The following is a 25,585-nucleotide window of genomic DNA, read 5'->3' on the forward strand; positions in this document are numbered from 1 at the left end:
TCGCCGGTGTAGACTTTTCTGTCTAGATCATTTATTCTAGATCCATCGATGTTCTTCCTGGATCTGCCATGTCCCTGCCGAAACCCACCCCTAGCGAACTGGAAATGCTGCGTCTCTTGTTTGCGCTGGGCCCCGCCACGGCGCGGCAGGTGCATGAAGCTGCCACGGAGACGCGGCCCGAGATGCAATACGCGACCGTCCTGCGCCTGCTGCAAGTCATGCACACCAAGGGTTTGCTGAACCGCGACGAAAGCCAGCGCGCCCACGTCTACTCCCCTGCCGAGCAGCAGGATTCGATCCAGACCTCCCTGCTCAAGGATTTGATCCATAAGGCCTTTGCCGGCTCCGGCAAGGCGCTGGTGATGGCGGCCCTGCGTGGCGGCCATGTTTCTGCCAAGGAGCGCGCTGAAATCCAGAAAATGCTGGACGAGGAAAACTAGGCGCGAGCTATACTGCGCCCGCCCACACTCTTTGCTCCTTCTGCATGTCACTCGAAACGCTTCAACAACTGCGCTCCGGCCGGCTGGCTGGAACAGTACGGCTGCAATTGCGCTGCGGCCTGACTGAGTTCCCGCGCGAGATTTTCCAACTGGCTGACACGCTGGAAATCCTGGACCTTACCGGCAACGCCTTGTGCTCCCTGCCGGAAGACCTGCCCCGCCTGCACCGGCTGCGCATCATCTTCTGCTCCGAGAACCGGTTTGCCGAGCTGCCGGCAATCCTCGGCCAATGCCCTTCGCTGACCATGATCGGTTTCAAGGCGAACCGCATCGCGACCGTGCCCGCTTCCGCCCTGCCCCCGCGCCTGCGCTGGTTGATCCTGACCGATAACTGCATCGAACATCTGCCCGCCGAAATCGGCAATTGCAGCAGCATGCAAAAGCTCATGCTGTCGGGTAATCGCCTAAACGCGCTGCCGCCGCAGCTGGCAAATTGCAGCAACCTGGAACTGCTGCGCATCTCCGCCAACGAGCTTCCCGGGTTGCCGGACTGGCTGACGGCAATGCCGCGTCTCGCCTGGCTCGCATTCGCCGGAAATCCCTTCAGCGCGGCAGCCATCCCGCCCGTCGCCAGCATTTCCTGGAACGAGCTGGAAATCCAGCATAAACTCGGCGAAGGTGCTTCCGGCGTGATTTACCAGGCTACGCACAATGGCCAAACGGTCGCAGTCAAGATCTACAAAGGCGCCATGACCAGCGATGGCTTGCCGGCGCAAGAAATGGCCGCCTGTATTGGCGCCGGCACCCATCCCAACCTGATTCCCGTACTGGGAACGATCCCCGACCATCCCGCCCGCCTTCCGGCACTGGTCATGCCGCTGGTCGATCCAGGCTTGCGCAACCTGGCTGGCCCGCCAAGCTTTGCAAGCTGCACGCGCGATATTTATGAGGACGGCCAGCAGTTCAGCGGTGAAGCGGTGCTGGGCATCGCCCGCGGCATCGCTTCCGCTGCCGCCCACCTGCATGCGCGCGGCATCATGCACGGCGACCTGTATGCGCACAACATCCTCAACTGCGGCAAAGGCAAGGCAGTGCTGGGAGATTTCGGCGGCGCCGTGTGCTTCGAACCGGGCACAGAAACCGCATCCGCGCTGGAGCGGCTGGAAGTCAGGGCCTTCGGCTACCTGCTGGAGGAGTTACTGGAACGATGCGACGAAGAACTGCCGGAGGTGCGGGCGCTGGCAAATGATTGCCTGCACCCTGCACCGAAAACTCGCCCTGCGTTTGCCGAAGCTGTTGCAAGGCTGGCCGGGGCTTAGCTCAACGGCTCTTGTCCGGATAAGCAGGACGCGCCGGCCGGCTTGGCGGCGTCTTCGCCAGTTCAGCCTTGATTACCTCGATCGCCTTCTCAAGCTGCGGGTCGCGGCCAGCGATGACGTCGGCCGGATTCTGGTCCACTTCGATATCGGGCGGCACGCCTTCATTCTCAATGCCCCAGCCACCTTCACGAGTCCAGAACGCCAGGTTCGGGGCCGTGATCGTGCCGCCATCCAGCAGCACCGGGAAGCCGAGAATGCCGACCAGGCCGCCCCAGGTGCGCTTGCCAATCAGCGGCCCGAGCTTATTCTTGCGGAACATCCACGGCAGCAGGTCGCCGCCCGAGCCGGCGGTTTCATCGATCAGCATCGCGCGCGGTCCCTGGATCGAGGCGGACGGCGTCTTCATGTCCGCGCCATAGCGCATGGCCCACCACGCGATCTCCTGCTTCTGTAACAGCTCGATGTAATAGTCGGCCAGGCTGCCGCCGCCATTGAAGCGCTCATCGATGATGATCGCGTCTTTGTAAGACTGAGGGTAGAAGTAGCGCTTGAAGTAAGTATGCCCCAGTCCCGCCGTATTCGGCACATAAACGTATGCTACGCGCCCGCCGGTTGCGGCATTGACCTTGCGGATATTCCCCTCTACCCAATCGCGGTTGCGCAGCGCATCCTCGGACGCCACAGGCACCACCGTAATGTGGCGTGCGCCCTTGCCATCCGCATTCGGCCCCACTGTGATTTCGATCGACCGGTTGGCAGTGTTTTCGAAGGCGCTGTACAGGTTGGTCGGCGGCGCCAGCGGACGGCCATCGACCGCCAGCAGGTACTCGCCCACTTTCACATTCAGGCCTGGCTCGGTCAGCGGCGCGCGCAGCTTGGGATTCCAGTTCAAGCCGCCGTAGACTTTCTTGAAGCGGTAGCGCCCATTGGCGATGTCATAATCGGCGCCCAGCAAGCCGCCAGGCACGGGCTTGGCTTCGATGAAGTTATCGCCGCCGCCGCCGCGGTGATGGCCGACTGCCAGCTCGCTGCATAGCCACTGGATTACGCGGTTCAAGTCGCTGCGCGTGGCGACGTCGGGCAGGAACTGGGCGTACTTGGCGCGCATGGCTTTCCAGTCCACGCCATGCATATGCGGGTCGTAGAAGTAGTCGCGGTTGATCCGCCAGGCTTCGTCATAGATCTGCCTCCATTCCGCGCGCGGATCGGCCTTGGTTTCGATTGCCTCCACGCGCAGCTTGCCCTCAGACGGCGACAGCATCTTGCCGGTGGCGGAACCCATATTCCATTGCTCTTTCAAGCGCCAGGCGATTTTCTTGCCGTCGGAACTTATTTCGAAATCGTCCGCCTCCGCGACAATGGTTTCAGTCTTGCGGTCTTTCAGGTCGAAACGCTGGACCTGGCGTTTGCCGTCCACTTCGCGCAGGAAGAAGATCTGCCCTTCCGCGCCAGCTTCGAGGTCGAAGTACTCGGAGACTGGCGGCGGCATATCGATAATGCGAGTCGAGATGCCCTCCCAGTCGATGCGCATCGGTGCCGGCGGCCTGGCCGTCGCCGCGGCAGCTTTGGCCTTGGCGTCGGCACCACGGCTGCTGCTGGTGTCGGCAAGCACGCGCTCATCGCTCCTATCACCGGATGCGCCGTCCTTGGGCGGCTCCTTCGGCGCGGGCGGCACGGTCGCAGCCCCCTTCTCTTCATCGCTTTCGCGGACCAGCGGCGAGGGCACATCATTGCGCAGCACCATCAGCCAAAGCGAGCGCGTTGGCTGGTTGTCCTGGTTCTGCAGCGAAAACCAGTTGTTGCTGGGACCTGCGTCTGTGGAGGCGAAGAAGTAAAGATACTTGCCGCTGCGGTCGAAGACCGGGTTGGCGACGTCGGACAAGCCATCCGTCACCGCATGCGATTTGTCCTCGTCCAGCGCGTAAATATATGCCGTGCGGGTATAGCTCAGCGAATTAAGCGTGTAGGCGATGAAACGCGAATCTGGCGACCATGCGCCGCGCAGGGACTTGGTGACCCCATACATGGGCTCGGTGGCGACCTTCTTCTGCATGCCCGTCGCCAGGTCGATGTAGTACAGCGTCCAGGAATTGTCGATGAAAGCGATCTTCTTGCTATCCGGCGACCATACGGCGCTCTCGAAGAATCCCGAACCGTTCAGCTTGAACTTGCGCAGCTCGCCTTTCCCGTCCTGCTGCCTGACATGCAAGGAATACTCGCCGCCTTCGTCGGAAAAGTAGGCGACTTGCCGTCCATCCGGCGACCATGCCGGGCCCCGCTCGTGCGCGCCCGGGGTTTGTGTCAGATGGCGGATGTCGCCTTTTTCGGCGGGAAGCGTGACGATGTCGCCGCGGAATTCAAATGCCACCCGCGCGCCCGACGGTGAAATCGACGAATTGCGGATATATTTCGCCCCGCGCACCCAGCGTTCGCGCGACAGGCCCAAGTCGGCACTGACGCCAATTGCGAGCCTCCTGCCGACAGTAGCGCCAGAAGCAAGGTCGAGCATATGCAGGTAACCGGCTTGTTCATACAAAATGCGCCCGCCCGAGAATGCCGCGTTCAACACCGGGAAATCGGAATGCCTTGTCAATTGCCTGATGTCCTTACTGCGCGTATCGTATTCGTAGAGATTAAACTCGCCATTCCGGTCCGAGCGGAAGTAAACCTTATCGCCCGCCCACATCGGATCCACATCATTCACCCGCGTTTCCGGTTGCGGTATTCGTTCGACCGTCCGGGCATCCCGATTAAACAGCCAGATAATCGAATTCAAACCGCCCCGATAACGCTTCCACTGTAAAAAGGCGGACGAGGTCGGGTTATACGCCATACTGCGGCCGTCCGGCGAAAATGTCGCTTTCGCTGCATTCGGAATCTCCAACTGCGTTTCAACACCCGCGCCTACCGGAACCGTAAACAGATTCCGGTAGCGGTTATTCGATGCCGCACGCGGCGAAGTAAATAACACCTGCGCTCCGTCCGGCGTAAATCCTTGCACCAAATCCTGCCCGGGATGCCAAGTTAAGCGCCGCGGAATACCGCCTGCGATTGGTAGGACGAACGCATCTGTATTCCCATCGATATTCGCGCTGTAAGCAATCAACTTGCCATCCGGCGAAAAGAAGGGGTTGGATTTTTCCCCGACATCGGAAGTCAGACGCTTTACATTCTGTCCTTGATGGTCTGCCAGCCAGACATCGCCGGCGTAGATAAACGCAATATGCTCTTTCGAAATTGCTGGCTCCGATACCAGCCTTGTGTCAGAGGTATTCGGCACCGCTAGGGTGACTGCCGGGAATGCCAGTAAGGTGGCCAGGAAAAGATTACGACGGGTGGACAAGCATGCCTCCGTAAAAAGAGAAAGTACGTATTTGAAGAGCAGACCTGCCTCCACGATATCAGAACTTCCGGCGCCATGAAGTAACACCAGGCCGCACACCAACAATTGGCTAGTTTACGCCAATAATTGGCATGGATCGCGCATAGTGGAGAGATTAGGACGCTGCTTTCGTCATCGACGGCCGAGCATTGAACTTCGTTGCGCTGTCCGGGCAACTTTTTAATGCCACTTGCAGAGAAACTGCGTAGTGATCCTTTCCCTTATTTAACCTATCAATCGAAGCAAAAGCTTCAGGTCCCTCCCAATAGTCGAAGCGCGCGCCCGCTGCATCTGTAGAACTCTTTTTGGCCATCTTATGCGCCAGCAAGCGCGATTCAATGGCCCGGCTCAGTTGCTCAGTATCTGCAGCTGACGTTTTCCAGAATCCTACCGCCGCCGCGCATCCGCGCCCTCCTTCAAACCCACGCATATATCCGCGCACAGGAAATCCGAATTCCTTTTGGGCCTCAGGCTCTGGTGCGTACATAAACCACCCATTTGCACCAGCCGCTTTCGGCCGATATTGAATGAACTCCGCCTCGGGCATCTGAATTGAGAGGCCGTCCAGCATCACAACTTGCGCTTCGGCAGACCATGCAGGTGCCGCAACCGCCGCAGCCGCCAGAACAAACGATTTCAACATTCGCTGCTTCCTAAATAGAAATTGGGAACAGCATATTGCCATTCTCGAATTCTCAAGGATAGTGAAGCAATACCCTGACTAGCGATGCGCTACTTGACGTCGCAGAAAATGATACGCGGAATATTTGGGCGGAAAAGTCGGTGCTGCCCATCCTGCTCAGGCCAATGCAACCATTTGTTGCGGAACCTTAGCCGGCCCGGTGTCGATTTGAGTGAAATGTTCAAGCACGGCCAGAAAAACGAAGAGATTCTTGATCTGAAAGGCGTGCGGCCGCCCCCATGGAAGCCGGCGCCCCTTCTTTTTGATAATTACTTGCCCCGCCCTTAATTCGGCATCATCGACTTCTGACCAGGAAAGTTTGCCGAAGCGCCTGCTGAGTCCGTCACGGCTGACCTTAAGCGCACCGAAATCCACTGTACCGCCGCGCTCCATTTTCGCAATCACAAGTGGAACCATCGCTTCCGCCGTCAGCGTCAGAAGATTAATGCCAAGCGCGAAAACCTCCTGGTAGTTGTCAGTGAACTTCAAGGTGGTCTTTGGCGCCAGACTTACCTTTACCCATGTGCGTCGAATTGGAAGTCTGGGCAATTTGGTAGCGCGAACAGTCACGTCCTGCACATCGCGCCAGCGGAAGAACCGGGTTTTGCCCCTGCGCCTATGGGCAATTCCTTTTTCGAAGACAGTCAGGCTTGAGCCTTTGAGCCTATGCCAGCGGGCGGCAATGACGAGTCCGAGCAAAGCGAGTAATCCAGCAGTAATTCTCAAAAATACAGGCAGGCTTGCTTCCTTCACCGCCATCTGAGCGTCAGCGGCGACGAAGACCAGAGCAATGGCCGTGGCAACCAGCAAGACCGCAAGAACAGGATAGAACAGGCCCATCCCCCCGATCGGGTGGATACTGACAATCTTCCCGCACTGGCTCGCTTGATGAAATTTCGCAGACAAGTTGATTCCTTAAATTCGCAGAAGAAAAACAGCGAGCCAAACAGGTAGCTTCATCGAACAGCAATCGCCTGCGCTTGATTGAATGAGGAAGTTCCTTTCGACCGGAGTGGCCCTTGATGAGAGACGTCGAACTCGATAGTATTATTGAAATCTTTCGATTTGACAACAACATGTCTTGGCCCGGAAAAAAAAAGCGAGCCGAAGCTCGCTTTTTTTTGCGGGAAAGACGGCAGAGATTACTTGCGGTCTTTCAGCGGCGGCACGTCGCGCACTGCGGAGCCGATGAACAGCTGGCGTGGGCGGCCAATCTTCTGCTCTGGGTCGGCGATCATTTCGTTCCACTGGGCGATCCAGCCGATGGTACGGGCCATGGCGAAGATACCGGTGAACAGCGACACTGGGATGCCCAGGGCCGACTGCACGATGCCGGAGTAGAAGTCCACGTTCGGGTACAGCTTGCGGGAAACGAAGTACTCGTCGTTCAATGCAATCTGTTCCAGTTCCATGGCCAGCTTGAACAGTGGGTCGTCCTGCAGGCCCAGTTCGTTCAGCACTTCGTGGCAGGTTTCGCGCATCAGCTTCGCACGTGGGTCGAAGTTCTTGTACACGCGGTGACCGAAGCCCATCAGCTTGACGCCGGAATTCTTGTCTTTCACCTTGGCGATGAACTCAGGAATCTTGTCGACGGAGCCGATTTCTTTCAGCATGTTCAGTGCAGCTTCGTTCGCGCCGCCGTGGGCAGGGCCCCACAGGCAAGCGATACCGGCAGCGATACAGGCGAACGGGTTGGCGCCCGAGGAGCCAGCCAGACGTACGGTCGAGGTGGAAGCGTTCTGCTCGTGGTCTGCGTGCAGGATCAGGATACGGTCCAGGGCGCGCACCAGCACGTCGTTCACTTTGTACTCTTCGCATGGGTTGCCGAACATCATGCGCATGAAGTTGGCGGAGTACGACAGGTCGTTGCGTGGGTACACGAACGGCTGGCCGATCGAGTACTTGTATGCCATGGCGACCAGGGTCGGCAGCTTGGCGATCAGGCGGATGGCCGAGATTTCACGCTGCTTGGCATCGTTGATGTCCAGCGAATCGTGGTAGAACGATGCCAGCGCGCCGACGGTGCCAACCAGCACGGACATCGGGTGCGCGTCACGGCGGAAGCCGCGGAAGAAGAATTGCATCTGCTCGTGCACCATGGTGTGCTTGGTCACGGTGTCGACGAACTTCTTCTTGTCCACGGCGTTCGGCAGTTCGCCGTTCAGCAGCAGGTAGCAAGTTTCCATGAAGTCGGCGTTCACGGCCAGTTGCTCGATCGGGTAGCCGCGGTATTGCAGCTCGCCCTTGTCACCGTCGATGTAGGTGATCGAGGAGTTGCACGACGCGGTCGACATGAAGCCTGGGTCGTAGGTGAACTTGCCGGTGGTGCCGTACAGCTTGCGGATGTCGATGACGTCCGGGCCCACGGTGCCCTTGTAGATCGGCATTTCCACCGATGGGCTGCCGTCCGAGAACGACAGTGTAGCTTTGGTATCAGAGATGTTCATGGACTCTTCCTTTGGGAGAGATGCAGCAAATAAAAATTAATTCAGGCTTGGCGCAGGCGAGCCAGTAACGCATGGACATGCGGCAGGTCTATTTCGCCTTCCGGCTCCTTACGGGCCAAGACCAGATCCATCAGTGCATTGTCCGACAAATCGAGGAGCCGCGTGAACGCGTCCACTTCCTCGTCGGTCAATCCTTCCTCGTGCGCATCAAGGAAACGAGTCAGGATAATGTCGTTTTCCAGCAGGCCCCGGCGTGCGCGCCAGCGTAGGCGCGCACGGTTGGTCGGATCGGCCTGATGCGCTCGTTTTTCGAGTTCGGCCATTTTATTAAATGGCGCGACGCACCATCAGTTCCTTGATCTTGCCGATCGCCTTGTTAGGGTTCAGGCCTTTCGGGCACACGTCGACGCAGTTCATGATCGAGTGGCAACGGAACAGACGGTACGGGTCTTCCAGGTTATCCAGGCGTTGGCCGGTGGCTTCGTCGCGCGAGTCGGCGATGAAGCGGTAGGCTTGCAGCAGGCCGGCTGGGCCGACGAACTTGTCCGGGTTCCACCAGAACGAGGGGCAGGAAGTCGAGCAGCAGGCGCACAGGATGCACTCGTACAGGCCGTCCAGTTCTTCGCGTTCCGCAGGCGACTGCAGGCGCTCTTTCTCCGGAGGGATCGAGTCGTTGATCAGGAACGGCTTGATCGAGTGGTACTGCTTGAAGAACTGGGTCATGTCGACGATCAGGTCGCGCACCACCGGCAGGCCTGGCAGCGGACGCAGCACGATAGGCTCGGTCAGCTCGTTCAGGTTGGTGGTGCAGGCCAGGCCGTTCTTGCCGTTGATGTTCATCGCGTCGGAACCGCACACGCCTTCGCGGCAGGAGCGGCGCAGCGACAGCGAGTCATCCACGTCGGACTTGATGCGCTGCAGTGCGTCCAGCAGCATCTTGTCGGTATCTTTCAGCTCGACCGTCAGGTCTTGCATGTACGGCTTGGCGTCCTTGTCCGGATCGTAACGGTAAATCTTGAATTTGAGAGTGCGTGCCATGTTGTGAGGCCCTTGCTTAGAAAGTACGTGGTTTCGGTTTGAAGGTATCAACCGTCAGCGGCTTGGTGACGACAGCCTTGTATTCCAGGCGGTTGCCTTCCGAGAACCACAGCGTGTGCTTCATCCAGTTTTCGTCGTCGCGGTTCGGGTGGTCATCCTGGGCGTGGGCGCCACGGGATTCCTTACGCGCGTTGGCGGAGACGATGGTCGCTTTCGCGGTTTCGATCAGGTTGTCCAGTTCCAGCGCTTCCACGCGGGCGGTGTTGAACACCTTGGACTTGTCCTTGTACGAAACGTGCTTGCGGCGCTCGTCCAGCTTCAGGATCTCTTCCACGCCCTTGGCCAGCATCTCGTCGGTACGGAACACGCCGCAGTACTTCTGCATGGTGGCGCGGATGTCGTTGGCGACGTCTTGCACGCGCTCGCCACCGGTGGAGGTTTCCAGGTGGTTCAGGCGGTTCATTGCGAAGTCGGCGGCGTCCTTCGGCAGCGGCTTGTTTTCCTTCTGCTTCAGGTTCTGCGCCACCACGTGGTTGCCGGCTGCACGGCCGAATACCACCAGGTCCAGCAGGGAGTTGGTGCCCAGGCGGTTAGCGCCGTGCACGGAGACGCAGGCGCATTCGCCGATTGCGTACAGGCCGTTCACGACTTTCTGGCTGCCGTCGCCGGCAGGCACGACTACCTGGCCGTGGATATTGGTCGGGATACCGCCCATCTGGTAGTGGATGGTCGGCACGACAGGGATCGGTTCCTTGGTCGCGTCGACGTTGGCGAACTTGTGGCCGATTTCCAGGATCGATGGCAGGCGCTTCTGGATGGTTTCCGAGCCGATGTGGCGCAGGTCCAGCAGGACGTGATCCTTGTTAGGACCGCAGCCGCGGCCTTCCTTGATTTCCTGGTCCATGGAGCGCGATACGAAGTCGCGCGGCGCCAGGTCTTTCAGGGTCGGAGCGTAACGCTCCATGAAGCGTTCGCCGTTCGAGTTGATCAGGATGCCGCCTTCGCCGCGCACGCCTTCGGTGATCAGCACGCCCGCGCCGGACACGCCGGTCGGGTGGAACTGCCAGAATTCCATGTCCTGCAGCGGCAGGCCGGCACGTGCCGCCATGCCCATGCCGTCACCGGTGTTGATGAAGGCGTTGGTCGATGCTGCGAAGATGCGGCCTGCGCCGCCGGTTGCGAAGATGGTGGTCTTGGCTTCCAGGATCATGCATTCGCCGGTTTCCATTTCGAGGGCGACCACGCCAACGACGTCGCCGTCGGCATCGCGCACCAGGTCCAGGGCCATCCACTCGACGAAGAAGTGGGTGCGGGCGCGCACGTTGCGCTGGTACAGGGTGTGCAGCAGTGCGTGGCCGGTACGGTCGGCCGCGGCACAAGCGCGCTGCACTGGCTTCTCGCCCAGGTTCGCGGTGTGGCCGCCGAACGGACGCTGGTAGATGGTGCCGTCCGGGTTACGGTCGAACGGCATGCCGAAGTGTTCCAGCTCGTAGACGACTTTCGGTGCTTCGCGGCACATGAATTCAATCGCATCCTGGTCGCCGAGGTAGTCGCCACCCTTGACGGTGTCGAACATGTGCCAGTACCAGTTATCTTCCGACATATTGCCCAGCGAGGCGCCGATGCCGCCCTGCGCCGCCACGGTGTGGGAGCGGGTCGGGAACACCTTGGACAGCACGGCCACGTTCAGGCCGGCTTCCGCCAGTTGCAGGGAGGCGCGCATGCCGGAACCGCCGGCGCCAACGATCACCGCGTCAAAGCGGCGGGTAGGGATTGCAGATTTGATAGCTGCCACGATTTACACACTCCACAGAATTTGCAGCGACCAGGCGGCGCAGGCGATCAGCCAGCCAATGGTAGCGATTTGCAGGAACAGGCGCAGGCCGACCGGCTTGATGTAGTCCATCCAGATGTCACGCACGCCAACCCAGGCGTGGTAGAACAGGGCCAGCAGGGTCACAGCGCTGAACAGCTTGAACCACTGCTTGGCGAACAGCTCCGCCCAGCCTTCGTACGACGGGGTCGACGAAGTGAAGATCAGGAAGAACAGGACGGCGGTGTACACCACCATCAGCACGGCGGTCACACGCTGGACCAGCCAATCCTTGACGCCGTAGTGGGCGCCGACAACCAGGCGTTTTGGGCCGATGTTATTGTTAGCCATTTAGAACACTCCAAACAATTTCAGTGCGACCAGCGCGGTCACGATGACGGTGATCACCACCACCACGGTGGCGGACTTGCGCGCGGAATCTTTGTCCAGGCCTACGTGGGTATCCATGATCAGGTGACGTACGCCGGCGCAGAAGTGCTGGATGTAGCCCCAGGCCAGTGCCAGCATGACCAGCTTCGCGATCGGGTGGGAGGCGATGATCATGAAGTTGGCGAAGGTGTACTCGGAGCGCAGCGATTCCTGCAGCAGGTACAGCACGAACGGCAACAGCAGGAACATCAGGGCGCCGCTGATGCGGTGCAGGATGGAGACGATGCCAGCCATCGGCAACCGGTAGTTCATCAGGTCCGTAACGTGGATGTTACGGAATTCTGGCCGCTCTTTTTTTGGGGTTTCCCGCACGGCTTCAGTCATATACAACCTCCCTATGCTTTATTACAAATGATTTGCCAAACTTGGCGAAGCTACGATTTTCGCCGATTTTTGCTCTTACAACCAATATGTATTGTTACATATCACCAAAATATTATTGCAGCGCACCTTAACTGAGATCATTTTGATAATGATGCCGTTCTGTCAAGTACAGGCCGCGGCGCAATTCGACCGGCTTATCGCCGTAGGTGAAGGAAACGCGCTCGGCGCACAGCAGCGGCGTGCCTGCCGCAATTTTCAGCAGTTCGGCATCCCCCTCTTCGGCGCACACCGCCCGCAGCTTTTCTGCCGCGCGGATCATGCGGGTGCCGAATTCGGATTCGAACAGGCCGTACATCGGCCCCTTGTATTCATTCAGGCGTTCCGCCGTCAGGCCTTTGAAGATCAGGCCCGGCAGCCACAGTTCTTCCACGATGGTAGGCACGCTGTCGAAACTTTGCACGCGCTTGATATACACCACGGCATCGCCCGATTTCAGGTCGAGCAGGCGGGCCACCTCGGCCGGCGCGCGCAGGCGCTTGACCTCAATAAACCGGGATTCGGGATAATGCGGCACACCTTCGTCCGGCACCAGGCGCAGGAAGCGGAAATGCGCGCGCGCCTCGTGGTGGGTGGATACGAAAGTGCCCTTGCCCTGCTTGCGCACCACCAGGTTTTCCGCCGCCAGCTCGTCGATCGCCTTGCGCACGGTACCCTGGCTGACCTTGAAGCGGTTGGCCAGTTCGACTTCGCTGGGGATCATTTCGCCCGGTTTCCATTCGCCGGACTGCAGGCTCTGGGTGATCAAGCCTTTGATCTGCTGGTACAAGGGGGAGAAAGTGGGGGACGGAGCGCCGGCCGCGCCTAGGGCGTCAGAAGTGGTCTGGTTGGGCGTGACGGGATTCATAGCCCGCTATTCCACCACATCCGACCCCTCACGTCCAGAAAAATCCTATAACTTATATGTCTTATATAAGACATAAGATAGGATTGACAGCCAGTCGACAGGAGCCTACACTCGCCCGAATTGTCGTATCATTACGAGCTTACACCGTTTTCACGTCCACTTTGGAGATTCACCATGGCTAAAACCCCAATGCGTGTTGCCGTTACCGGCGCCGCCGGCCAGATCGGCTATTCCCTGCTGTTCCGTATCGCCAACGGCGACATGCTGGGCAAAGACCAGCCAGTCATCCTGCAACTGCTGGAAATCCCTGACGAGAAGGCCCAGAAAGCGCTGAAAGGCGTGATGATGGAGATCGACGACTGCGCATTCCCGCTGCTGGCCGGCATGACCGCCCACTCCGACCCGATGACCGCCTTCAAGGACGCCGACGTGGCCCTGCTGGTTGGTGCACGTCCTCGCGGCCCAGGCATGGAACGTAAAGACCTGCTGGAAGCCAACGCCCAGATCTTCACCGTGCAAGGCAAGGCGCTGGACGCGGTCGCTTCGCGCAATGTGAAAGTCCTGGTGGTCGGCAACCCAGCCAACACCAACGCCTACATCGCCATGAAGTCCGCTCCTTCCCTGCCGGCGAAGAACTTCACCGCCATGCTGCGCCTGGACCACAACCGCGCCCTGTCGCAAGTCGCCGCCAAGACCGGCAAGGCCGTCAAGGACATCGAAAAGCTGTGCGTGTGGGGCAACCACTCCCCAACCATGTACGCCGACTACCGCTTCGCCACCATCGACGGCGCGTCGGTCAAGGACATGATCAACGACCAGGAATGGAACGCCAACACCTTCCTGCCAACCGTGGGCAAACGCGGCGCAGCGATCATCGAAGCGCGCGGCCTGTCTTCCGCAGCTTCCGCAGCCAACGCTGCGATCGACCACGTGCACGACTGGGTACTGGGCACCAACGGCAAGTGGACCACCATGGGCATCCCTTCCGACGGTTCCTACGGTATCCCTGAAGGCACCATGTTCGGCTTCCCAGTGACCTGCGAAAACGGCGAATACAAAATCGTCCAGGGCCTGGAAATCGACGAGTTCTCGCAAGAGCGCATCAACATCACGCTGAAGGAACTGACCGAAGAGCGTGAAGGCGTAAAGCACCTGCTGCCATAATCGTCTTTTACAGTGGAACCGGTTAAACCACCGATCCGCCGTACCCGCCGCGCTGCCGAGGGCAGCGCGGCTGCTGTTTCATCTAACGCACCAATGCATCCATCCGAGGTTTTATTCCAGGGCACACGCCAGCCGCTGCTGCTCCCTGCCTGCGACCACTACGCCGGCAGCGAAAAGCTGATGCGCAAATCCATGGCCCTGCAACAAGAGCTTGGTCCCCTGTTCGACATCACCTTCGATTGCGAGGACGGCGCCGCCGCCGGCAACGAAGAATCCCACGCCAAGCTGGTCGCCCTGCTGCTGCTGGACGAAGCCAATGTGTTCAACCGCATCGGCGCCCGCGTGCACGACGTCAACAGCCCGTTCTTCGAGCGCGACGTCGAAATCATCTGCACCGAAGCCGGGCACAAGCTGGCCTACATCGTCATCCCCAAGCCGGAAAGCGTGCAGGAAGTCTCGCATGCCATCGAGCTGGTCAATAAACATGCCGCCAAGTCCGGCCGCACGACGCCAGTGCCGGTGCACGTGCTGATCGAAACCCACGGCGCCCTGCGCGACGTGCACGATATCGCCGCCCTGCCCCAGGTCGAATGCCTGTCCTTCGGCATCATGGATTTCGTCTCGGCCCACTACGGCGCCGTGCCGGGCAGCGCCATGCGCACGCCGGGCCAGTTCACCCACCCGCTGGTGGTGCGTGCCAAGCTGGAGATCGCCGCCGCCTGCCACGCGCACGGCAAAGTGCCGTCGCATAACGTGACCACTGAAATCAAGGACTCCGCCGTGGTGGCCACCGATGCCCAGCGCGCCGCCGCGGAATTCGGCTTCACACGCATGTGGAGCATCCACCCAAGCCAGATCAAACCTGTCATAAAGGCATTTACGCCGCGCGCATCCGAGGTAAACGAGGCCGCCGCCATCCTGCATGAGGCAGAGAAGGTACAGTGGGGCCCGATTAACCAGCATGGTCGCTTGCATGACCGCGCGAGCTATCGCTATTATTGGACGGTTCTGCAGCGAGCCAAGCTCGCAGGCCTGCCGCTGCCGGACTCCGTTGCCGCCCTAGTCGGGGCGGCCGAATCAAAAGGAGCCCAATAATGTCGTTTATGAAACTGATCACCGCCTGCGCAATGGCTTGCGCTGCAGCCACCGCCGCCCCACTCGCCACCGCCGCTGAAAGCGCACCTGCCGCCAAACCGGCAGCCAAGGCCACCACCGCCAAGAAGCCAGCCTCGAAAAAGGCCAAGGCCGCCAAAGCAGCCGGTGCTGCCGGCGCCGTCGGTGCCGCCGCCGCCGTGACCGAGTCGAGCCTGGCTGAACACAAGGCCACCAACTACGCCTGCGAACTGGGCAACAAGATCACCATTTACAGCAACGCAGACGACAGCAACAGCATCGTCATGCGCTGGAAAAACCGCCTGCACCGCCTGACGCGCGAAGCCACCTCCACCGGTGCGCACCGCTTCGAGAACAAGATTGCAGGTCTGATCTGGATCGGCATTCCTGCCAAGGGCATGCTGCTGGATTCCAAGGTGAACCGCCAACTGGCAAACGAATGCAAAACATCTGACCAAGCGCTCGGACTTTAATCAATAAGGAGAGGACATGTCCCGCAACACACTGAATACGCTTAAGGATTTCCCGATCGGGGCAAAGAAGGGTAAGTTCTACTCCCTGCCAGCCCTGGAAAAGGAACTGGGCGCCAAGATTTCCCGCCTGCCGGTATCGATTCGCGTCGTACTGGAATCCGTTCTGCGTAACTGCGACGGTAAGAAAGTGACCGAAGAGCACGTCAAGCAGTTGGCTAACTGGGGCGCTACTGCTGCCCGCACCGACGAAATCCCATTCGTCGTAGCCCGCGTTGTGCTGCAGGACTTCACCGGCGTTCCGCTGCTGGCCGACCTGGCTGCAATGCGTAACGTCGCCTCCAAAATGGGCGTCAACCCCAAGAAAATCGAACCACTGGTCCCGGTTGACCTGGTGGTCGACCACTCGGTCACCATCGACCACTTCCGCGAGCCTAAGGCCCTGGACCTGAACATGAAGCTGGAATTCTCGCGCAACAACGAGCGCTACCAGTTCATGAAGTGGGGCATGCAAGCCTTCGACACCTTCGGCGTGGTGCCACCAGGCTTCGGTATCGTGCACCAGGTGAACCTGGAATACCTGGCGCGCGGCGTGCACAATGCGTCCGGCGTGTATTACCCTGACTCGCTGGTGGGCACCGACTCCCACACCACCATGATCAACGGTATCGGCGTGGTGGGCTGGGGCGTGGGCGGCATCGAGGCGGAAGCCGGCATGCTGGGCCAGCCGGTGTACTTCCTGACCCCGGACGTGATCGGCGTGAACCTGACCGGCGCACTGCGCGAAGGCTGCACCGCTACCGACCTGGTGCTGACCATCACTGAAATGCTGCGTAAAGAGAAAGTCGTGGGCAAGTTCGTCGAATTCTTCGGCGAAGGCACCGAGTCCCTGTCCGTGACCGACCGCGCAACCATCGCCAACATGGCACCGGAATACGGCGCGACCATGGGCTTCTTCCCGGTTGACGACGCCACCATCGAATACTTCGAAGGCACCGGCCGCACCAAGGACGAAATCGCCGCATTCCAGTCCTACTTCAAGGCACAGGGCATGTACGGCGTGCCGAAGAAAGGCGAAATCGACTACACCCGCGAACTGCACCTGGACCTGTCCACCGTTGCACCGTCGCTGGCCGGTCCTAAGCGTCCGCAAGACCGTATCGAAATCGGCAATGTGAAGTCCACCTTCACCGAACTGTTCTCCAAGCCAACCAGCGAGAACGGCTTCAACAAGAAGGCCGACGACCTGACCAACGTCTACACCACCAGCAATGGCGTGCACGTGAAGAACGGCGACGTCCTGATCGCTGCGATCACCTCCTGCACCAACACCTCGAACCCGAGCGTGCTGCTGGCGGCCGGCCTGCTGGCCAAGAAGGCTGTGGAAGCCGGCCTGACCGTCGCTCCGCACATCAAGTCGTCCCTGGCTCCCGGCTCGCGCGTTGTGACCGAGTACCTGACCGCTGCCGGCCTGCTGCCATACCTGGAAAAACTGGGCTTCGGCGTGACCGCATACGGCTGCACCACCTGCATCGGCAATGCCGGCGACCTGACCCCGGAACTGAACGCCACCATCACCGGCAACGACATCGTTGCTGCTGCCGTGCTGTCCGGTAACCGCAACTTTGAAGCGCGTATCCATCCGAACATCCGCTCCAACTTCCTGGCATCGCCACCGCTGGTCGTCGCTTACGCGATCGCCGGCAACGTGACCCGCGACCTGATGACCGAACCGGTCGGCCAGGGCAAGGATGGCAAGGACGTGTACCTGGGCGACATCTGGCCGACCTCGAAAGAGATCAACGCCCTGATGAAGTTCGCGATGAACTCCAAGGTCTTCAAGTCCAACTATGCCGACGTCAAGGGCAACCCAGGCAAGCTGTGGGAAGCCGTGTCCTCGACCGAAGGCCAAGTGTACAACTGGCCTGATTCGACCTACATCGCAGAACCACCGTTCTTCGATGGCTTCGAGATGAAGCCGAAGGCAGCGGAAGCCGGCATCAAGGGCGCGCGCGCGCTGGGCGTATTCGGTGATTCCATCACCACCGACCACATCTCGCCGGCAGGTTCGATCAAGGAAGACGGCCCGGCAGGCAAGTGGCTGAAGGAAAACGGCGTGATGAAGGCCGACTTCAACTCCTACGGCTCGCGCCGCGGCAACCACGAGATCATGATGCGCGGCACCTTCGCCAACGTGCGTATCAAGAACAAGATGATCCCACCGAAGGCCGACGGTTCCGCGGTGGAAGGCGGCATCACCATCCACCAGCCATCGGGCGAACAGCTGTCGATCTACGACGCGGCAATGCGCTACGTTGAAGAAGGCACCCCGACCATGATCTTCGGCGGCGAAGAATACGGCACCGGCTCCTCCCGCGACTGGGCGGCCAAGGGCACCCAGCTGCTGGGCGTGAAGGCTGTGATCTGCCGTTCGTTCGAGCGTATTCACCGTTCCAACCTGGTGGGCATGGGCGTGCTGCCGCTGCAGTTCATCGGCAACGATTCCGTGGAGTCCCTGGGCATCACCGGCAAGGGCGAAACCTACGACCTGAAGGGCCTGGATGGCGAGATCAAGCCTCAGCAGCAGGCTACCCTGGTGATCCACCGCGCCGACGGCTCCTCCAAGGAGGTGCAGGTGCTGCTGCGTATCGATACCCCGATCGAAGTGGATTACTACAAGCACGGCGGCATCCTGCCATTCGTGCTGCGCCAGCTGCTGGCTGCTTAATAAAAAATGGGGACGTACCCCATTTTTTAAGCAACAAACGCCACCTTCGGGTGGCGTTTTTTATTGCTCCAAAAATGGGGTACGTCCCCATTTTTCATTGCGGCGCTCATTTGCCGCGAAGTCTTGCCGAATCCACTACAATAAGGGTACCAAGGTTTCCTTTCTCACTAAGAAAAGCGCTATGCGTCGCCCATCCAAAGATTCAACCCACAAATTATCTGCCGACAGCCAGCGCCTTATTTCCCTCGCCCAAGCCCTGGGCCAGGCCGCCAGCCGCATTGAAGAGCGTAACTGGGAACGGGTGCTGGATGCCCAACTGCACAAACTGCTGCGTACCGGACACCAGGACACTGTCGACTCAGCCCTGAACTCGCTGTTCAGCGTAGACTTGCCTGCCTACGACATCCTGATGGATAGCGTGGAAGCGGTCAGCGAATCCGACACCATCGTGGTAGAAGTCGACGGCGAATCGCGCGAATACGACATCCTGCTGGTAGCCGCGCCGATCCTGGCCTGGACGCGCTTCTCGATCGCCTCCGGCCAGATCCCGGCCGACGTCCTGAACACCCTATCGGCGCACTTCTCGGCCCATTTGCTGGCCGATGGCACGCATATGGCGATGTCGTCCAGCCTGTACTCGATCGACCAGCTGCCGCGTACCCACGCCGAAGCCTATTCGAAGGTGCACAAGCTGGCGCAAGCCGCACTGAAAGGCCAGGCCGTCAAATCCGACGCCAAGCAAGCGGAAACGGCTCCCTTCCTGGCCGATACCCGCTACCTGATGGTGGCCGTCGTGGCCCCGCATAACGGCCCGATGTTCCGCTGGCAGATGCCTGCGCACCATGCCGCGCAAGCCGAGGCACGCCGCGATGCACTGGCCGCCTGGACCACCCAAGCCACGCCGACCGTGGCGCGCCTGCTGCCTGGCTGCGGCATCGAGCTGCTGCTGCCGGAAGCCTATTACACTGGCTGCCGTGAAGCCGACAAGCTGATTCGCCCGGTCTCGATCCGCGCTGCCGTGCATTACCTGACGCATTCGCTGGCTTGCGAGCCATCCGACCTGCGCGCGGTGATCGCCGGCTTCGGCGACGAGTCTGCGCCGGATGGCCAGGTTGACGAGTACCGCGTTGCCTTTACCCGCCGTTCCGACAGCGATGTGATGTACGGTGTGGTGTGGCCGCTGTACGGCCAGGAAGACGAAGAAGGCACGCCGGCCGAAGGCCTGTCCGGCAGCATGGCCGAACTGCTCAAGCCGCGCACCCCGGTCGAGGAAATCGTCGAGCACCTGAATGCTGCCGGCGTATCGCAGGTGAAAAAACTGGGCGAGAAGTACGTCGCCGAGTACTGCGACGATTGCGGCGCTCCCCTGTTCGCCGATCCTGCTGGAGAACTGGTCCACGCGGAAATGCCGGAGGACGCCGCCACCGGCACCGAGCACTTCCATTAAGAGAAAGCCCGCGCTCAACGCGGGCTTTTTTCTTGAGGCAATGCCGGGCGCAACTCACTTCCAAGTGGAAAACGGCTGCTTGATCAGGTTCGAGTTGAGGTAGCGCAGATCATGGGTGACTTCCTCGCCAGCCCAGTCCGGCTTATCAAATGCAGCGTCCTCAGCCGGCAATTCGATTTCGGCGACGACAAGGCCGGCGTTCTCGCCGAGAAACTCGTCCACCTCCCACACGAAGCCGCCGTAAGGAATACGGCGGCGGTATTTTTCGATCAGCGGCCGCTCGCACAGCCGGTCCAGCAATTCAGCGGCGTCGGCGACCGGAATCGGATACTCCCACTCGCCGCGCGCTGCACCCAGATTCTTGCTCTTGATGGTTAGGACCGCGCCCGCGCCCTCGATGCGCACGCGCACGGTGCGCTCGGCATGCGAGGAAAGATAGCCCTGGCGCAGCAGCACCGGCTCGCCTTGCGTGCGCCAGCCTTCGCCCTTCACCAGGAATTTACGTTCGATCTCGATACCCATACGGCTAGTCCCGATTAGAAGTTGGAAAACGCATTGATCAAGGACTCCGCGGCACGCTTGAAACCCAGGCGCACCGGAAGCCGTTTAACCAGCGTCTGATATAAAAAGACGGGAAGCAGCCAAGCAACGAGAAAAAGAATCTCGAGGGCAAAGATGCCCAGGGCAATCGACGGGTCCAGGAACAGCACGGCCAGCAAGGCCACCTGGACCCAGGCCAGGATTTTCAACCACGGCGTGTCGTCTTTCGGCGCAGCCACGATCGCGGCGGCTTACTCGTCCAGCGACAGCAGGATAGGCTGCAGGATTGCCGCGCCCAGTGCCGCGCTGCGGGCACCGTTCCAGCCGACGGCCGGCACCGGCAGGTCCGCATTGTCCTTGAACGGCATTTCCAGCGTCAGCGACAGCACCTTGAAGTGGTGGCCGATGTACTTGGATGCCAGGGTCAGCATGTCTTCCTTGTACTTGGAAGGCGCGTAGCCGTAGGTGTCCTGGAAGTCGGGCGAGGCGTTCTTGTAGCGGTCGATGAAGTTCTTCTGGCGCGCCATCTGTTCCGGCGTGAAGTTCTCCAGCATTTCATTGCCGGCCACGAAGTTGTAAGGCAGTGCCTCGTCACCGTGAATGTCGAAGAACATGTCGACGCCGGTTTCGTGGATCTTCTGCTTCACGCACAGCACTTCAGGCGAGCGCTCCAGCGACGGCGTCATCCACTCGCGGTTCAGGTTGGCGCCGGCAGCGTTGGTACGCAAGTTGCCGCGCACCGAACCGTCAGGATTCATGTTCGGCACGATGTAGAAGCAGCAGCGCTGCAGCAGTTTGCGCGAAATCGGGTTGGCATCGTCCAGCAGGGAATCCACCAGGCCTTCGATGAACCATTCGGCCATCGACTCGCCCGGGTGCTGGCGTGCGATGAACCAGATTTTCTTTTCGGCTTCGGGTTCGCCGATCACGACCAGGTTCATGTCGCGGCCGTCGATGCTGGAACCGATGTCCAGCACGCGCGCGATCGGGTTTTCGGCCACTTCGCCCAGCAGGCGCAGGTGGCGTTCCCACGAATACGGCTCGAAATAGGCGTAGTACACGCTGTCGTTATGCGGCGTGTGCTTGATGGTCATTACCTGGCCGTCGAAGGAAGTCGGGACGCGGAACCAGTTCTCGCCGTCGTAGCTGGCGGCAGCGTTGTAGTCTTCGAAGCCCTTGGCGTAGGTTGCGTCGCCGGCATTCAGGAACTTCATCGTCACCGCTTCGCCACGCGCGCCCTGCAGGCGGAAGTGGAACCACTGGTGGATGTCGGCGGCGTTGTCCTTGCGGAGTTTCAGTTCGATGTTCGCGGCGTTGTCGGCGCGGACTACTTCGATGGCGCCAGAGTCGAAATTCTGGCTGATTTTGATGGTCATTACGGTCCCGTTCAGAAGCTTGGGTTGATCGGAAACGTTATTGTACACACCCAAACCGGTAACCCTGGGTCCGACCCAAGGGTCAGACCCGGATTTGCCGGTTTTCAGTCGACGTTACGCCCACGCGCCTTCAATGCCGCCCGCACGCCTGCGCCGTACGCCGCATCCGCCTGATCGAAATGCCCCAGCTGCCGCTGAATAATCTCATCGCTAACCTGGCTCAGCGGCCCGGCAATATTGTCAAACAGGTTCAGCTTCTCCTGCTCAGGCAAGAGGCGGAACAGATTCCCCGCCTGGCTGTAATCATCCTCCCTGCCGCGCCCATCGTAGCGCCCTGCCCCGCCATTCAGCGCCAGCACCGGTTCGCCATGCCCCATGCCCTGCGGCTTGCTGCCCCCAGCCTCGGTCGGCGCATAATTCTGCTGCGCACCGCCAAACCCCGCCGCCATCGCCCCATCGCGCTGCTGGTGATGGAACGGACAGCGCGGCGCATTAACCGGCAATTGCTGGTGGTTGGTACCGACACGGTACAACTGCGCATCGTGGTAAGCAAACAGGCGCGCCTGCAGCATCTTGTCCGGCGAATAGCCCATGCCCGGCACCACATTCGCCGGAGACAGCGCCGCCTGCTCCACCTCCGCATGATAGTTGACCGGGTTGCGGTTCAATTCCAGTACGCCGACAGGAAGCAGCGGGAAATCGGCATGTGGCCAAACCTTGGTCAGGTCGAACGGATTCCATCCGGTACGCTGCTCCCAGTCCGCCAATTGCTGGTCGGTCGCCACTTGCACCTTCACATCCCACTGCGGGAATTCACCCGAAGCAATGGCGTTGAACAGGTCGCGCTGCGCATGGTCCGGGTCTGCACCGGCCAGGCGGGTCGCTTCGGCCGCGCTAAGGTTCTTGATGCCCTGCCTGGTTTTGAGGTGCCACTTCACATAAACGCGCTCGCCGGCAGCATTAATCAGGCTGAAAGTATGGCTGCCGAAACCGTCCATATGGCGGTAGCCGTCCGGCGTACCGCGATCGCTGAACAGCATGGTGACCTGGTGCAGCGATTCCGGCGTCCTGCTCCAGAAATCGAACATCATGGTTGGCGATTTCAGGTTGGTTTGCGGGTCGCGCTTTTGGGTGTGGATGAAGTCCGGGAACTTGATGCCATCCTTGATGAAGAACATTGGCGTGTTATTGCCGACCAGGTCCCAGTTGCCCTCCTCGGTATAGAAACGCACCGCAAAACCGCGCGGATCGCGCTCGGTATCGGCGCTGCCACGCTCGCCGCCAACGGTGGAGAAACGCACGAAGGTTTCGGTCTGCTTGCCGATGGCGGAGAAGAGACTGGCCTTGGTGTATTTGCTGATGTCATGGGTGACGGTGAAAGTGCCGTAGGCGCCCGAGCCTTTGGCATGGACCACGCGCTCAGGAATGCGCTCGCGGTTGAAATGCTGGAGCTTTTCAATCAGGTGGAAGTCCTGCAGCAGGACGGGACCACGCGGGCCGGCAGTCAGGGAGTTCTGGTTATCGGCGACCGGAATGCCGGATGCGGTGGTGATAGGGGTCTGGCTCATTTACTGGCTCCTTCAGGTGATCGGTGAAATCATTCTAAAGAGACAGCGGCTATTAATAAATTTGATTAATCCTATGAAATCGATAGTCAAAATTGTTCGTGGATGGCAATCCCCTCGAAAGCGTCCGCTTCCGCAGCCCAGGGCCTTGCCCTGAAGGCCCGTTGCGCATCCGCGTAGCCCGCCTGCCAGCGCTGGCCGATGCCCGCGCTCGAGAAGTCGATGTCTTTGGTATGGTCTTCGCAGCTCAGGTGGGGCGCCTTCAGCAGCACCACATGCATCGATGTGCCGCAACCCCACAGCGCCAGCTCGCGCACCTCCGGCATGGCCCGCACGTCGTCCGGCAGCTTCATCGCCAGTTCGCGGATCACGCGCCGCAGGCGATGCAGCTTGCGCTGCTGTTCGATATGGCTGGCACGGCTGGCGTACTGGATTTCCTTGTGCTTCTCCAGCACGTCAAGCACGCTTTGCGGTTCGCTGCCATCGGGATTCCATACCTGGACCGAGAAGATGACCGAGTCGCGGCGCGGTTCATCATCCAGCACCGCCTCGATCGGCGTGTTCGAATAGATGCCGCCATCCCAATAAGGCTCGCTGCCGATGCGCACCGCCGGGAACGCCGGCGGGATAGCGCCGGACGCAATCACATGCGACAGGTCCAGCGCTTCCATGCGGGTGTCGAAGTAGCGCATCACGCCATTGCGGGCATTCACCGCGCCCACTGTCAGCCGGGTGTGGCGTTCGTTCAGGTAGGCCAGGTCCACCAGGCCTTCGAGCGTGTTGCGCAAGGCGTTGGTGCGATAGAACGAAGCGTTTTCCACGCCCAGCGGCGCAGCAGGATTCCACCACGCCAGCGGATTGGGATCGAAAAAGGCGGGAATTCCCTGCGCCAGCGTAAGCGCATTGGCAAACGCCGGCGGCAGGCTGCCAAAAATATCGTGGCGCTCCATCGCCTCCCAGAAGGCGCGCAGGCGCGGCAGGCGCTGTTCCGGCGGATTGCCCGCAATGATGGCCCATTCAGCGCGCCGATCGAGGTGCCGATCACCCAGTCCGGTTCCACGCCTGCTTCGTGCATGGCCTGGTAGACGCCAAGCTGGTAGGCGCCGAGCGCACCACCGCCCTGCAGCACCAGTACCACCTGGCCCGGCATACCCTTCCTCACAGCCGCACCGCGCAGCACAAACGCAAGGCAGGCACACACAGGTCACGCTTTGGCATTTCGCTCTCCAGGGCAGTTCCGGTTTAGGATAGGAGTATGCCACTAAGAGGCCTCTAAGACCGGAGATCAACAATGAAGCTTAACCATATTGATTTGCCCGTAACAGACCTGGAAGCGGCAGCCGACTATTTCCAGCGCGGTTTTGGCTTTGAGCGGGTGCGCGCCCCCACGCAAGGCATGGCGATCCTGCGTGGCGAAGACGGCTTCGCCTTGATCCTGCAGCAGGCGGCGCACGTTGAATACCCGCCCGGCTTCCACATCGGCTTCCTGCAGCCCTCCGACGAAGCCGTACACGCGGCCTACCAGCGGCTGTCCGGGTCCGGCCTGCAGCTGCCGCCCGCCCCGGCGGTGCGTTACGGCTGCCTTGCTTTCTGGTGCCAGGCTCCCGGCGGCGTCCTCATCGAGGTCAGCCACCGCCCCGGCTAGCCCATCCGCCCGGTGCGCAGCGCAAACGCCCATTCCGGCCGGCCGTGGCGTTGCGCCACTTCCGCCGCGGCATCCCAGTCATAGGCGACGGCATATTGTTCGACCGCCCAGCCGCCGGCAGTGCGCTCGACAATCGCGTAGCGCGCGTGCGGCGTGCCGTTTTCGGCCTTATGCGGATAAGGCAAATCGTCGTCGTAGGCCTGCAAGCCGACGCTGCCCGGATTGACGATCAGCCGCCCATCGTCGAGCAACACCGAACGCGGCACGTGGGTATGCCCGCACAGGATCAGCGACGCCTGTGCATCGCCCGCGCGCTCCAGCACTTCGGCATATGTGGCAGCGCGCTGCCCCGCAGGGTCCACAGTCTCCATCCAGTACACCAGGTCCGACCCGGGCGTACCGTGCACCATCAGCACGTCATCCTGCAAGCGCATCGACGCAGGCAGCGACGCGATCCAATCGCGCTGGGCGGGTGCGATGTGCCGGTGCGCCCACAGGTCCGACGCCCCCATGCGCGCGGGATCATGCTCCAGCACCTGGCGTTCATGATTGCCGCGAATGGTCGGCAAGCCCAGCGCCATCAGGCGTCCGGCTGTTTCCGCCGGCAGCAAGGGACCGGACAGGATGTCCCCCAGGTTGACCGTGACATCCGCATTGCGCCGGGCGATGTCGGCCAGGACTGCATCCAGTGCCCACAGGTTTCCATGGATATCCGACATCACTGCAATGCGCATCGTT

Annotated in this window: 24 protein-coding genes and 1 pseudogene; 8 read left to right on the forward strand and 17 right to left on the reverse strand. The window is 60.5% G+C overall.

Translation table 11 applies throughout. The features are described 5' to 3' along the window. Positions 1-68 precede the first annotated feature (68 nt). Complete coding sequence (locus ACWBU6_RS22140; RefSeq protein ID WP_452645511.1) at positions 69-440, forward strand: BlaI/MecI/CopY family transcriptional regulator; 372 nt, start codon at positions 69-71, stop codon at positions 438-440. Positions 441-484: 44 nt separating this feature from the next. Beyond that, entirely contained in the window at positions 485-1,759 is a 1,275-nt protein-coding gene (locus ACWBU6_RS22145) for a leucine-rich repeat-containing protein kinase family protein (protein WP_452645512.1), read from the forward strand. A 1-nt stretch (position 1,760) separates the two neighbouring features. On the opposite strand, the gene ACWBU6_RS22150 is transcribed toward ACWBU6_RS22145, so the two are convergent. From ACWBU6_RS22150 to ACWBU6_RS22195, 10 genes are all read right to left on the reverse strand, one after another. Then, positions 1,761-4,352, reverse strand: a complete 2,592-nt coding sequence (locus ACWBU6_RS22150) for a S41 family peptidase (protein ID WP_452645513.1) — start codon at positions 4,350-4,352, stop codon at positions 1,761-1,763. 904 nt (positions 4,353-5,256) lie between these two features. After that, complete coding sequence (locus ACWBU6_RS22155; RefSeq protein ID WP_452645514.1) at positions 5,257-5,784, reverse strand: hypothetical protein; 528 nt, start codon at positions 5,782-5,784, stop codon at positions 5,257-5,259. 156 nt (positions 5,785-5,940) lie between these two features. Next, positions 5,941-6,729 (reverse strand): DUF6585 family protein, encoded by a 789-nt coding sequence (locus ACWBU6_RS22160; protein ID WP_452645515.1) that lies wholly within the window; start codon positions 6,727-6,729, stop codon positions 5,941-5,943. Positions 6,730-6,965: 236 nt separating this feature from the next. After that, complete coding sequence (gltA, locus tag ACWBU6_RS22165; RefSeq protein WP_452645516.1) at positions 6,966-8,270, reverse strand: citrate synthase; 1,305 nt, start codon at positions 8,268-8,270, stop codon at positions 6,966-6,968. Between the two features lie 41 nt (positions 8,271-8,311). Further along, the gene (locus ACWBU6_RS22170) at positions 8,312-8,593 is read right to left on the reverse strand and encodes an FAD assembly factor SdhE (RefSeq protein WP_452645517.1); all 282 of its coding nucleotides are present in this window, start codon (positions 8,591-8,593) and stop codon (positions 8,312-8,314) included. A gap of 4 nt (positions 8,594-8,597) precedes the next feature. Next, entirely contained in the window at positions 8,598-9,308 is a 711-nt protein-coding gene (locus ACWBU6_RS22175; protein ID WP_130311082.1) for a succinate dehydrogenase iron-sulfur subunit, read from the reverse strand. A gap of 16 nt (positions 9,309-9,324) precedes the next feature. Beyond that, a complete protein-coding gene (gene sdhA / locus ACWBU6_RS22180) occupies positions 9,325-11,103 on the reverse strand; it encodes a succinate dehydrogenase flavoprotein subunit (protein WP_452645518.1) in 1,779 nt (592 codons plus the stop codon). Between the two features lie 3 nt (positions 11,104-11,106). Further along, on the reverse strand, positions 11,107-11,472 hold the full coding sequence (gene sdhD / locus ACWBU6_RS22185; protein ID WP_452645519.1) for a succinate dehydrogenase, hydrophobic membrane anchor protein: 366 nt from the start codon (positions 11,470-11,472) through the stop codon (positions 11,107-11,109). Next, on the reverse strand, positions 11,473-11,895 hold the full coding sequence (sdhC, locus tag ACWBU6_RS22190) for a succinate dehydrogenase, cytochrome b556 subunit (protein WP_452645520.1): 423 nt from the start codon (positions 11,893-11,895) through the stop codon (positions 11,473-11,475). A gap of 127 nt (positions 11,896-12,022) precedes the next feature. Beyond that, positions 12,023-12,799: a GntR family transcriptional regulator gene (locus tag ACWBU6_RS22195; RefSeq protein ID WP_452645521.1), complete on the reverse strand. Its 777-nt coding sequence runs from the start codon at positions 12,797-12,799 to the stop codon at positions 12,023-12,025. 174 nt (positions 12,800-12,973) lie between these two features. Between ACWBU6_RS22195 and ACWBU6_RS22200 the strand changes: the two genes are divergently transcribed. The 5 genes from ACWBU6_RS22200 (at position 12,974) to ACWBU6_RS22220 (ending at position 19,721) form a co-directional block, all read left to right on the forward strand. Beyond that, the gene (locus ACWBU6_RS22200) at positions 12,974-13,963 is read left to right on the forward strand and encodes a malate dehydrogenase (protein WP_452645522.1); all 990 of its coding nucleotides are present in this window, start codon (positions 12,974-12,976) and stop codon (positions 13,961-13,963) included. 93 nt (positions 13,964-14,056) lie between these two features. After that, the gene (locus ACWBU6_RS22205; protein WP_452645523.1) at positions 14,057-15,058 is read left to right on the forward strand and encodes an HpcH/HpaI aldolase/citrate lyase family protein; all 1,002 of its coding nucleotides are present in this window, start codon (positions 14,057-14,059) and stop codon (positions 15,056-15,058) included. Beyond that, a complete protein-coding gene (locus ACWBU6_RS22210; RefSeq protein WP_452645524.1) occupies positions 15,058-15,549 on the forward strand; it encodes a hypothetical protein in 492 nt (163 codons plus the stop codon). Before ACWBU6_RS22205 ends, ACWBU6_RS22210 begins: the two co-directional genes overlap by 1 nt. Positions 15,550-15,565: 16 nt before the next feature. Continuing rightward, the gene (acnA, locus tag ACWBU6_RS22215) at positions 15,566-18,274 is read left to right on the forward strand and encodes an aconitate hydratase AcnA (protein ID WP_452645525.1); all 2,709 of its coding nucleotides are present in this window, start codon (positions 15,566-15,568) and stop codon (positions 18,272-18,274) included. Between the two features lie 181 nt (positions 18,275-18,455). Then, a complete protein-coding gene (locus ACWBU6_RS22220) occupies positions 18,456-19,721 on the forward strand; it encodes a DUF2863 family protein (protein WP_452645526.1) in 1,266 nt (421 codons plus the stop codon). A gap of 54 nt (positions 19,722-19,775) precedes the next feature. Here the strand turns inward: ACWBU6_RS22220 and ACWBU6_RS22225 are convergent, their stop codons facing one another. The 6 genes and pseudogenes from ACWBU6_RS22225 to ACWBU6_RS22250 all read right to left on the reverse strand — a co-directional run. Then, positions 19,776-20,243, reverse strand: coding sequence for a CYTH domain-containing protein (locus ACWBU6_RS22225; RefSeq protein ID WP_452645527.1), 468 nt, complete (start codon positions 20,241-20,243; stop codon positions 19,776-19,778). Between the two features lie 14 nt (positions 20,244-20,257). Then, complete coding sequence (locus ACWBU6_RS22230; RefSeq protein WP_452645528.1) at positions 20,258-20,500, reverse strand: hypothetical protein; 243 nt, start codon at positions 20,498-20,500, stop codon at positions 20,258-20,260. Positions 20,501-20,512: 12 nt separating this feature from the next. After that, entirely contained in the window at positions 20,513-21,637 is a 1,125-nt protein-coding gene (locus ACWBU6_RS22235) for a M14 family metallopeptidase (protein ID WP_452645529.1), read from the reverse strand. Positions 21,638-21,741: 104 nt separating this feature from the next. Next, complete coding sequence (locus ACWBU6_RS22240; RefSeq protein WP_452645530.1) at positions 21,742-23,205, reverse strand: catalase; 1,464 nt, start codon at positions 23,203-23,205, stop codon at positions 21,742-21,744. A gap of 86 nt (positions 23,206-23,291) precedes the next feature. Beyond that, positions 23,292-23,810 carry a DUF3734 domain-containing protein gene (locus ACWBU6_RS22245; protein WP_452649603.1) on the reverse strand — a complete coding sequence of 173 codons (519 nt, stop codon included), beginning with the start codon at positions 23,808-23,810 and terminating at the stop codon, positions 23,292-23,294. Beyond that, positions 23,805-24,352: pseudogene (locus ACWBU6_RS22250) on the reverse strand (patatin-like phospholipase family protein); the annotation flags it as partial. The pseudogene ACWBU6_RS22250 and the gene ACWBU6_RS22245, both read right to left, overlap by 6 nt. A gap of 141 nt (positions 24,353-24,493) precedes the next feature. Between ACWBU6_RS22250 and ACWBU6_RS22255 the strand changes: the two are divergent. Then, positions 24,494-24,847, forward strand: coding sequence for a VOC family protein (locus ACWBU6_RS22255; RefSeq protein WP_452645531.1), 354 nt, complete (start codon positions 24,494-24,496; stop codon positions 24,845-24,847). Here the strand turns inward: ACWBU6_RS22255 and ACWBU6_RS22260 are convergent. Next, a complete protein-coding gene (locus ACWBU6_RS22260) occupies positions 24,844-25,581 on the reverse strand; it encodes a metallophosphoesterase family protein (protein ID WP_452645532.1) in 738 nt (245 codons plus the stop codon). The genes ACWBU6_RS22255 and ACWBU6_RS22260 overlap by 4 nt on opposite strands. Positions 25,582-25,585 lie beyond the last annotated feature (4 nt).

Source organism: Pseudoduganella sp. HUAS MS19, from assembly GCF_053615455.1.